Origin of the sequence: Blautia sp. HCP3S3_D9, assembly GCF_052063845.1 — a bacterium.
Taxonomy (GTDB): Bacteria; Bacillota; Clostridia; order Lachnospirales; family Lachnospiraceae; genus Blautia_A.
Genome location: NZ_JBQHWS010000113.1, coordinates 1 through 11277 on the forward strand (window position 1 = coordinate 1; position 11277 = coordinate 11277).

At 41.5% G+C, this 11277-nt stretch carries 9 protein-coding genes and 1 pseudogene; all 10 read right to left on the reverse strand.

Going from position 1 to position 11277, the window contains the following annotated elements; genetic code table 11:
• Window positions 1-94: 94 nt before the first annotated feature.
• A complete protein-coding gene (locus ACTNES_RS16285; RefSeq protein WP_441040107.1) occupies window positions 95-232 on the reverse strand; it encodes a hypothetical protein in 138 nt (45 codons plus the stop codon).
• A gap of 375 nt (window positions 233-607) precedes the next feature.
• Complete coding sequence (locus ACTNES_RS16290) at window positions 608-2230, reverse strand: FAD-dependent oxidoreductase (RefSeq protein ID WP_441040108.1); 1623 nt, start codon at window positions 2228-2230, stop codon at window positions 608-610.
• Window positions 2230-2793: an alkyl hydroperoxide reductase subunit C gene (gene ahpC, locus ACTNES_RS16295; RefSeq protein WP_441040109.1), complete on the reverse strand. Its 564-nt coding sequence runs from the start codon at window positions 2791-2793 to the stop codon at window positions 2230-2232. Before ahpC ends, ACTNES_RS16290 begins: the two co-directional genes overlap by 1 nt.
• A 368-nt stretch (window positions 2794-3161) precedes the next feature.
• A pseudogene (locus tag ACTNES_RS16300) lies at window positions 3162-3275 on the reverse strand (ABC transporter ATP-binding protein); the annotation flags it as partial.
• A gap of 87 nt (window positions 3276-3362) precedes the next feature.
• Window positions 3363-4679, reverse strand: coding sequence for an ATP-binding protein (locus ACTNES_RS16305; RefSeq protein ID WP_441040110.1), 1317 nt, complete (start codon window positions 4677-4679; stop codon window positions 3363-3365).
• 408 nt (window positions 4680-5087) lie between these two features.
• The gene (locus tag ACTNES_RS16310; RefSeq protein WP_022213698.1) at window positions 5088-5462 is read right to left on the reverse strand and encodes a RidA family protein; all 375 of its coding nucleotides are present in this window, start codon (window positions 5460-5462) and stop codon (window positions 5088-5090) included.
• A 186-nt stretch (window positions 5463-5648) separates the two neighbouring features.
• Window positions 5649-7409: an ABC transporter ATP-binding protein gene (locus ACTNES_RS16315; protein WP_294653141.1), complete on the reverse strand. Its 1761-nt coding sequence runs from the start codon at window positions 7407-7409 to the stop codon at window positions 5649-5651.
• Complete coding sequence (locus ACTNES_RS16320; RefSeq protein ID WP_441040111.1) at window positions 7399-9135, reverse strand: ABC transporter ATP-binding protein; 1737 nt, start codon at window positions 9133-9135, stop codon at window positions 7399-7401. The genes ACTNES_RS16315 and ACTNES_RS16320 overlap by 11 nt, the downstream gene beginning before the upstream one ends.
• Entirely contained in the window at window positions 9107-9625 is a 519-nt protein-coding gene (locus ACTNES_RS16325) for a MarR family winged helix-turn-helix transcriptional regulator (protein ID WP_294653146.1), read from the reverse strand. Before ACTNES_RS16325 ends, ACTNES_RS16320 begins: the two co-directional genes overlap by 29 nt.
• A gap of 322 nt (window positions 9626-9947) precedes the next feature.
• Window positions 9948-11277: transposase (locus ACTNES_RS16330; RefSeq protein WP_441040112.1), on the reverse strand; the 1330-nt coding region annotated here is incomplete at its 5' end.

Below are 11277 nucleotides of genomic sequence, written 5' to 3' on the forward strand. Positions count from 1 at the left end.
TTAAAACTTATACAGCAGCAGTGTGCTGCACAAGCCCAATAAGCTTTAAAAAAAGACTTTTTCCACCAAGGGGAAAGTGCGCCCAAAATTCAAGTTATGGATTCACACTTAATACATAGGGAATAGATGAAATCGGGGATGTAACAAGACTTGCCTTGGTCACAAGACTGACTCCCAGGGAGTTGATAAACAGCCCCACTAAGAATAAAAGGTACCTTTTTAGTTTGTTCATAATAATAAATCTCTCCTCTCATGTTTATAAAAACCTGCCAATGGCAGAATTCTTACCTATATAATAACTCCAAAAAGACAGACCTGTTCTCTGAGTTGGAACTGATCTGTCTGGATATTTGATATTCGGAGTCTATGGTATCCTTTATGTACGCTATTTAAGAATAACAAAAAAGTGCATTGTCATCCATCAGTAAAATGACAATGCACTTGTAACAATTTGTTGATACCTGCATTTTTGATAAAAACAGGAAGCAAAGCGGATGCTTCTACTTAAATAATGATAGCCACACTTCTTAGAATCACATTTCTGAGCAGCGAGAGCATCTGAACCGACACCTTTCCCGATTGCAATCGCATCTGCCAGTGTATAGATTTAGATTAATTCCAGCAACTGCTGGATGTTCTTCTTTCCAAAAGATACTTTATTCTGATTAATTACCAGGCAGGGAACGCTCATGACGTTATATTTTTCTTTTAGCTCCGGAAAATGGGCGATATCGTATACTTCTGCTATTACAAGCGGATTCAGGGAAGCAATCCTCTGGGCTGCTACTACAAGATCCGGACACATGGTGCAGGAAAGTGATACCAGGATCTGCATCTGAATTTTATGGCTGATCGCCAGGATTTTTTCTCTGATTTCAGGATCAAGCGGCTGTCCAGGGCCTGCTGCATTATATAATCCGAGGACAAAAGAGGTAAATTCATGTCCTCCCGGTACACCGTGGAAAGCTAATCCGGTCTTTTCTCCGGATTCAGTCAGCACTTTTACATAAGGAAGTGAAGATGCAGAATCTGTTGTGGAGATATTCTCATATACGGTCAGTTTGTCGGTATATTTTTCCAGTTCCGTCATATAAGTTTTTAACTCCTGACTTACGGGACGGAAATCCAGATGCAGCTCCAGCTGCAGTTTTCCTTCCATTCTGGAAAATACAACATTTAACTGGTTTATGATCTCCTGTGAGAAAATACCAGATGAGACTTTGGTTTCAGCTTCAGCTTCTTTTTTAACCGGTTTTTCCGGATGGATATCGTTTTTTTCCTGCATGGATGCGGCATATTTTTCCAGTTCTGTAGCGGCAGTGGCGCCATCTCCTACTGCTGTTACTACCTGCCGAAGATTTTTCCGGCAGACATCTCCAGCTGCATAGATACCCTGACAGCTGGTCTGTTGATTTCTATTGGTTTCTACATATCCATGAGAATCCAGATCTACAAGCTCTTTTACCAGTCCGGTGTTCGGTGCATAACCTGCGAATACAAAGACTCCGAAAGTGTCATTTGTGGAATCAAAGATGGTTTCCTCTCCGGTATTTTTATTTCTGTAACAGATTCTGCGCAGCATATGGTCTCCTTCTACGTAGACGACCTCCGTATTTGTCAGAACTGTAATTTTCGGATGATTTTTTGCTGCCTCTGCAACAGCCTCTGCGCAGGAGAAGTCATTACCACGGATCAGAATTGTCACATGGCTGGCATATTTTGTAAGGAATACACTCTCCTCTGCTGCTGCGAAGCCGCCTCCAACTACAAAGATTTCCTTGCCGCGGAAAAATTCTCCGTCACAGGTTGCGCAGTAAGCGACTCCGTGGCCGCGAAATTCTGCCTCACCAGGAAAACCGATCATTCTGGGATGTGCTCCTGTTGCAAGGAGAACACCAAAACTCTGGTATCTGCCTTTATCTGTAATTGTTTCCCATATATCTGCTCCAGGTGTGATCTCTGCTTTTTTCAGCTCAGAAACTTCGCCAAGCAGAAATTCAGCTCCGAAATTTTCTGCCTGTCTGCGCATGGTTTCTGTCAATTCTTTTCCACTGGTCTTCTCAACACCCGGATAATTTACGACTTCATCGGTAATTGTGATCTGTCCGCCGAATTTCTCTTTCTCGATCACAAGAACACGGTAGCAGGCACGTGCCAGATATAATGCTGCTGTCAATCCGGCAGGGCCGCCTCCGATCACTACCACATCGTAGAAATTTTCTTTTTTCATCAAAGCATACCTACCAGATCAAGACTTGGTTTCAAAGTTTCTTCTCCCGGCTGCCATTTGGCAGGGCACACCTGATCTCCGTGCTCTGCTACGAACTGGCTCGCCTGCAGACGACGGAAAAGTTCATCCGCATTACGTCCGACGTTGCCGGCATTTACTTCATAAACTACGATTTTACCTTCCGGATTAACGATAAAGCTTCCTCTTTCAGCCATTCCATCGGATTCGATCAGTACTTCAAAGTCTTTACAGAGTGTATGGGTAGGATCAGCAAGCATAGGATAAGTGATCTTACCGATTCTGTCAGAGGAATCATGCCATGCTTTGTGTACGAAATGAGAATCTGTAGATACAGAATAGATTTCACAGCCTGCAGCCTGAAAATCGGAATATTTGTTCTGAAGATCTTCAAGTTCGGTAGGGCATACAAAAGTAAAGTCTGCCGGATAGAAGAAAAATACACTCCATTTTCCCATGATATCTGTCTTGGTTACTGTTTTAAATTCCCCATTCTGATAAGCCTGGACAGAAAAATCGTTTACTTCTTTATTGATCATTGACATTTTAAAATTCCTCCTTTTTTGTAATAAGCATTCCCGTTAATACTATGGTTTATACACAGGGTTAGACATAACTAACTATATGTATAATATATCATTAGCTTTTATGCTAACTTCCCATTTTTTTCCTACTCACACCCTGTTATTAGCTAAAACAAAAGGTTTTAAAGTTTTTTGCTAAGTAAACATACCTACTCATTTATCCACCAACAAAATTACGAACAACTCAGTATTTATCAGAGTTTTAAGTGTTTGAGTAGGAAAATAATGAGAAGTTAGCATTTTAGTATCGTCAACGGATTTTGCATAAGTGAATATCATTTTCAGTAAACCAAATTAAAAAATCTGCTGATTTATTGTATCTGCCAGCCTTCTGCCTGCTTGATAGTAGCAAGTCTGTGAGCTATGGTGATTATTGTTTTGCCGCGGGTTAACTGAGAAATTGCCTTCTGAATCAGGTGTTCATTTTCCGGATCTACACTTGCGTTCCCTCGCCGGTTTCGTTTTGAAAACAATGTATTATGCAGGAGGTGTCATTTGTATCTGCTGTGAATTTCTCTGGCTGGCCGAATCTACTGTCTGGAAATATCCGGCTGCAAAAGTGAAAGTATTGCCTCGTACACAGATATATTTTCTTTGACAACTATGCAAAGATTTTCTTTTGCCTGATTCATCTGGTGAAACAGATTACGGACATCGGACCAGTTCTTTTTATTGCAGTATTTGGAACGAAGATATCTGTTTTTATCATAGTAATAGCGGTCATCTAACAGAACAACGAGACGCTTAATATCACTGGTAATATTACAGATCTGTGATTTATATTGATAGTTATGACTGATGTAATCATCTAATAAAGTTCTGGCCTCTTTCTCATTATTTGCATATACGACGGAAACATGAGGATAAGGTTTTGAAGTTTTTCTGTCTGTGAGATGTATCAGATTCTGAATAAATGAGGATAGTTCTGCGTTGGTTCGGATGCGGTTGGTTAAGTGAAACATTTGAATGTCGGGCAGGTTTTCTATAAGTTTCATTGTATTTGAAGCTAATTCATCAGGGCATATTGCATCTTCGGAATCACTGGAAAAGATTACGGGAAAATGTCCATTGGACTGTTTTAATAAAATCTGCAGTTTTTCAGAAGAAAGTAAATGAGCTTCGTCAACCAGAACTGCACTGTAATGTTCCAATCGTGTGTTTTCAATCAGCTGGTTGTCTGAAAGAAATGCCATACGTTGTAACCGTTCATGTAATATTTTCCATTCAGTTCCTGCACTACCGCAGTGAATAATACATACCTGCTGACGTCTGGACAGTTTCATGGCTATATCATAGAGAAGCAGTGTTTTTCCGGTTCCTGGAAGACCTGTAAAGCAAAAAAAACCAGATTGACCGGTGCAAAGCTTTCTCAGAATCTGGCGCTGGATATCTCTCTGCTGGGAAGTAAGAAAATATTCTTTTTTCAGGAAGCGCGCCGGTTCGGTAAGTGGGGAGATCAGATATAGCTCTGCCTGGAACAGATCATCAATATTTCCCTGATAATCATTGCTATCTTTCTGTAATGGCCGGCATAGTTCATCCCAGTCTGCGTCTACAATATGATCATGATTTGTAAGCCTTACAAGTCGGTTTCGGCTGCTGATGTAGGTATAGGACTGGATGGGGCGTCCAAGTACAGAAAGATAATAACGGTTTTGGATAAGCTGTCTGCGGATTGCTTCGTCAGAAACTACACCACTTTTTAGTTCGATATTTATAATCTGATCCTCCTTGATCTGAAGAAGATCAAATTCTTTTCCAAGTCTGGGAATCTGGTAGGAATAGAAAAAGCGCAGGGAATAGACTTTCTGCATATGTGCTTCTAACTGATTTACCAGTAATCTCATGCTTTCCAGTTCCCACGCCCGCATTTTCAGAAAATATTCCCGGCCGGATAACTGACGTTCGAGTTTTGAAAGAGAAGTTATATTTTGGTTTCTTGTAATTGTATATATGGATATTGATCTCATAATATCAGCCTTTCAGTGTAGCCAGATTTAACCGAATCAAGCAGGTCACCTGCTTCAAATTGCAAATATCCGCTTGACTATCTACATTATAAATTGAACTTGTATGAATGTCTAATACTTATATTTTATTCTGCATAATGCTTGAAGCGCATGGATATGTATTAGGAGTAAGGATGGCAGTAAGGTATGCTTAATTATTGATGATAACTAATAGCCAAAAAAGGAGGAATGCCGCAACATTCCTCCTACAGAAATTATTTGGTTAAGCAAAAATGTAATTAAAAATTATTCAGCTACTGCAATAGCTTCTACTTCGCAGAGAACATTCTTTGGAAGCTGTTTTACAGCAACGCAGGAACGAGCCGGTTTGCTTGTGAAGTATTTTTCGTATACAGCATTGAATGCAGCGAAATCTGCCATATCTGCAAGGAAGCAGGTAGTCTTGACAACATTATCAAATGTAAGTCCGGCCTCTTCAAGAATTGCGCCTACGTTCTTGCAGGACTGCTCTGCCTGAGTTTCAATCTTATCGCCTGCAACTTCACCTGTTGCCGGGTCTACCGGAATCTGGCCTGATGCGAAAACGAAGTTTCCTACCATTTTTGCCTGTGAGTATGGTCCGATTGCTGCTGGTGCGTTCTTTGTTTCAAGTGTTTTCATGAGTGATTCCTCCCGTACAATTTTATTATATGTATTTAAAATCTGTATGTTTATCTTATCATCAAAAAAATATTTAGTCAATGGCAAAAACATTGTTGTCAGATAATTATTTATTGAGCAAATATTCTTCTGATTTATGATGAAATGTTAAGCAGATAAAAGTATCTGTATTGTTGATTGTTTTGGTCAAAGTGTAATGATTCGTCCAAGTTCTGCAGAAGTTCTGTGTGAAATAGAGATTACAGTTCTGTTTTCAGCGACCCGTTTCAGCGCACTAAGAACACTTTTCTCTGTTTCGGCATCAAGATTGGCTGTAATCTCATCTAACAGGAGCAGAGATGGCTGAGTTACTGCTGCTCGTGCGATAGACAAAAGCTGCCACTGTCCCTGCGAAAATATTTCTGGCCTGCATTGAGTGTCGTAACCGTGTTCAAGCTCTTCAATGGTAGTGCGCAGCCCGGTGATCTCGGCTACTGCCCTGATCTGGTCTTCAGAAATATTGTCATCGTACAGAGTAATCTGGTCTCTTACAGTTCCCGGAACCATATGAAAAGACTGTTCTACATAACCAAAGAGTTTCCGGCGATTATTATGGGAAATTTGAAAGGCAGGGATTCCGTGAATAAGAACTTCTCCACTTTGAGGTTCATACAGTCCAAGTAATAATTTCAATATGGTACTTTTTCCTGCACCTGTACGGCCGGAAAGTGTTACCTGATCGCCATCCATGATCTGGAAGTTGATATGTTCCAGTACAGTATGCTCATCATAGCCAAAAGTGACATCTTTAAATTCTACAAACGGCAGATACTCTGAATCAGATTTTCCATCAAACTTACTGATTACACTGGTATTTTCAGTTTCTGGGAGGCTTGATGTCAAAGTCTGTTTTGAGAAAGAATTTTCATCCAACGTCAGAAATTCATTAATGCGGTGGATTCCGGCGATAGCGGACTGAATGGTCTGGATTTCCATTCCAAGGCTTTCTACAGGTGTGAAAATCTGGGAAATATAATTTATGACTGCTACTGCTGTTCCGGCAGACATTCCAAACAAAGTAAGGATACGCGGATTACCGGATGCGGAAAGCAGCATGACAACTGCTACTACAACTGCATTCAGGATCAGTATAACAGGGGAATAAATCGCATCATAGAAGTTGGTTCTTTCCATCGCTTTGTAACTTTCATTGATGTACTGGTCGTACTGCTTCTCCATGTAGGATTCTTTTCTCAGACAGTGGATCGTACGGATGTTATGGAGAGTTTCCGGTACGTGTCCGGAGGCTCTTCCCACTGCCTGACGGTTCTCTATCTGTGCTTTGAGCATGTTCTTCTGTACATGTCTGGTGAACCAGAACAGGAATGGAAGAAGAATCAGAAGTACAAAGGTAAGTCCACGGTTCTGGAACCAGATCACTGCCAGGATACTGATAATTTTACATGCATCTGCAAACATACTGATGATTCCGGATGTGAAGAGATTCTCTACAGTATCTACATCTCCGACAAATCTGGATACTAAGTTTCCTGGTTCCTGTTTGTTGATGTTGTCTGTAGTAAGATTTATAAATTTTTCCATCAGGCTGCTTCGGAGTCCATGGGTAATCTTTTGTCCAAATACGGTAAGCAGTCCCTCTCGTGCTGATTCCATCAGTCCGGTAATGGCAAGCATGATGAAATACAGCAGGATAAACAGAAAAGATGCAGATTTTCCAGATGTGATTCTATCTACGAATTTTGCAAGGATCAAAGGAGGAATCAGTGCAGTGATGATTGCGCCAAGTACAGTGACTACAATGCCGCCAAACAGAAATTTCTGCCCCTTTACAGTATTAAAAATTACATTTTTAACGTCGTTGCTATGTTTCGCATTGCTATGATCAGTGTTCGTATTACTACTGCTGCTGGCGCTGCTCTTTTCATAGTAGTTTTCATTATTCTTCATGGCTCTCATCTCCTTTCTGATCATTGAATAATCTCGCATATTCTTCGGATCTGTGTATCATTTCTTCATGAGGGGCAATCTGTGTCTGTCCATCTTCCATCCAGATAACCTGGTTTGTTTCAGGAAACAGGTACAGGCGATGGGAAATCAGGAGAATGACTGTATCGCTGGAAATCTGTCGAATGTTGTTAAAAATATGCCGTTCTGTTTTCCTGTCCAGTGCAGAAAAAGGATCATCCAGGATAAGAACTGGACGTTTATGGCAAAGGGTTCTGGCAAGGGCAAGACGTTGTGCCTGACCACCGGAGAGGCGGACTCCGCCATTTCCTACTAGAGTCTGCTTGCCCTCTTCCATTTCAGATACTTCTTTATCCAGGCATACCATCTGCAGGAATTTATCTGCATTTTCGTGAGTGCCCATCAGAATATTATTTTCTATACTGTCATTGAATAGTTCCGGATCATGGCCGAGATATCCGATGGTGCCGGTACGGACAGATGAATCCAGATTTATCAGCTCTTTTCCGTTAAAGAGAATCTGTCCTTCATAAGGTGATTCACATAAAAAGGTTTTTCCGAGTGTGGATTTTCCACATGCGACTGGTCCTGTGAGGCCAATAATCTGTCCTGGTTTTGCACTAAATGAAACATCCTCAAATACTTTTCTGCCATCCGGATAAGTAAAGCTTAAATGTTTCACTTCCAGATCTCCTGCCTGCTGTACAGGAGCATCTGTCTGTTCCTGAGCCGGGTTTAACAGAGGATGGATTCGTTTCCAGGAGACCTGTGCTTTATGTACGGCGTTAAAGAGTTTTGCGGCACTGGATGATTTAACGGAGAGCTTCACAAAGCATGCAAGAAAGGTGGTAAATGCTGCGATGTCCCATGTTTTCCATCCGTTTCCAAGAACATTTTTCTGACCGAAATATAAGATGAACAATACTCCCGCCATGGAGATAATACGATAAACAGGCGGCATGATAGAGTTCCAGATATTTGCTTTTACCGCTGATCTTTCATAATCGGAGAGATTTTTCTCATAGGCATTCTGTCTCTCTTTTTCGCATCCGAATACACGGTACGTGATCGCATTCTGGGCACGGTCCAGAGTAGCGGCGCTTAAGGCACCGGACTGTTCTTTGTAGGCTGTACCTGTGCGCTGGATCATGGTTTTCATTTTCTCTGCAGTAATATAGGATATTGGTGGAAAGATCATGCAGAGTAAGGCCAGACGCCAGTCATACCAGAGAAGCATTCCTGCGTAAGCTGCCAGTGCAACTCCTGTATCAAAGATTTCTGTGGTAAATTTTCGCATGCCCTCTACGCAGTCGTCGACATCCAGGATGGCCTTTGTCATCACATTACCCTCCCCCTCTTCGCGGAGGCTGTTTCTGCTTTTTACAACAAGGTTACTGTAGAGGATTTCTTTCATTCTGCGGTTTATGTTATTGGCAAAACGTCTTACATAGAATCGTTTGATGTATCGTGAGATCTGTACGATGCCAATAATAAGTACGTAGCCGATCACAAGTTTCAACATGTCCGGATAGTGGTTGATCCCGTTCAGAATCCGTACCAGACATTCTGTCATCTGTCCTTCGAACCAGGGACCTGCCAGAAGCCCAAGGTTATAGATCAGACCGGATATGGTTACGAGCAGAAGTACTTTCCATTCTATACGGAAATACGAAAGGATTTTATTGGGCTGAAATTTTTCCTGCTTCATTGTCTGCTTCTTTCCTTTCTTCAACTGGATTTTTTTGAGCCAGATAATCTGTTACATCTACGAAACCAGCACGGCGCTGTAGCTTGCATTTCCAGTACAGAGTATCAAGAGTCTGACAGAAAGCTGCCTTTTCTTCCGGCGGCAGTTCTGTCAGAAGCCATTCGTAGAAAACAGATTCGATATGTGCTTTGGAATTTTTCAATTTCTCTGCTTTTTCTGTTGCATATAACAGCTGGCTCCTGCCATCATCCGGGTTCGGTTTTCTGATCAGATAGCCTTTGGTTTCCAGACTTGCGACTCGTTTGGCTGCGGCTCCTTTGTCTATTTTCAGAGTTTCTCTTACTTTTGTCTGTGTGATTCCCGGATTGTGCCGCACCAGATGTATGACATCAAACTCGGCAGTGCCAATGCCATCTTCTTTCATTGTCTGGACAGTAAATTTACTGACTTCACGGGCTATCTTTGTCATTTTTCTTTCTGTGTCATCCATAAAAACTCCTCCGTTTGATAAAAATAGTTGTACCTTCAACTAAAAAGATGATAGTACAACTATTTTTATCTGTCAATATGTGAAGTCAAGCGGATATTCGCAATCCGCTTCGCTACTTGCTTGATTTGGTTAAATTAAGAGTGCTTATACATGGGGCTGTCGCATTAGCAAATATTTTTGCTGGGCGGCAGCCCTGTTTTATGCCAAAATAGCATCGAAATCGATTACCATTTCGATGCCATTCTTTACAAGCGCAGTTCATCCCTAAGCATCCTTTTCAGCATGCTTTTTTTCAAACTGTTTTATTTTCAATTATCAAAATCTACGCCTTTTTTAATGCAAAAAGGTGACTTCCCGTTCTTCCTGTCTGAATCTTGCAATGAAGTTTATTGATATTTCGCCCCATCGCTAAAAGGATACTTTCTGCCAAGGCATTTACCTTTCCACGGTACAGATATCTCCGAAAGTTCATGTCTTCTTTCACATCAGCAAAAGAACCTTCCGCCTGAATACTGCGGTTCATCCGGAGCATAGTCCCATACTCACTCGTGATCCGTTCCAAATCTTCTGCACGCTTCTGGCTCATCGTCTTTGAGACCATCAACACTTTATTGCGCTTTTCCATAGGCGTTTTGCAGTTGTTCCCTTTGATACATTCTGTTTTATAAGGACAGCCAGTACAGTCTGAACATCTGTAATAAGTTTTTATACTGACATATCCACTCGTCGTTTTACTTCTCCGTTCATTTGTGACAGTCAGTTCTCTTCCATTCCGACAGATGTAACTGTCCCTGTCCTCATGATACTCCATGTTTTCCCTTCTGCTAATGTCTTTTTTGTATTTTCGTGTCTTTGAGATCTCATAGTTCTGTGGCTTTATGTAGGCAGTCTGTCCGTTGCTTTCAATGAAAAGATAGTTTTCTTCACTTTCGTACCCGGCATCTGCAACGATTTCTGAATACTTAAATCTCAGGTAGCTCTCCATATCTTTTAAAAAAGGAATCAGGGTACGTGTATCGGTGGGGCGCGGGCTGATATCAATCCATGTGATGTATTCTGAATCCACTCCATGCTGGATGTTATACGCAGGCTTTAACTGTCCGTTCAGCATCGCGTCCTCTTTCATTCTCATGAAGGTGGCATCGGGATCTGTTTTGGAATAACTGTTTCTGTCCCCAAGCGTATACAGTTTTTTCGTATATTCCTTTAGTTTCTCCAGATACCGATCCAGTTGTTCCAGAGATTTCTGTAACTGTGTTTTTCTCCGGCCGGTTCCATGTACAAACACGATTCCTTCCCGTACTTTGATGCGGCACAACTGCTTTTTTAACCGCTTTAAGGTGTGTATGGATATCCTATCATGATATACCGTTTTCATTCCATAGAGTTCTTCACATTCAGCCACAAAAGAAGACAGTTTCGTGTATAACCGGGCCTGATTTTTTGTAATAGCCTTTTTCCATACAAATGTATACTTATTGGCCGCAGATTCGATCTTTGTGCCATCAATAAAGATGGTCTTCCCCGAAATCTCACCCAAAAGATAGAGCAGATCTGACATTTGTGCAAGCAACGTCTTTGCACAGACAGAAAAGTGCAGGGAGATAAAACGCGCGATCGTTGCATGGTCAGGGGCCGGCATACCTTCCAGG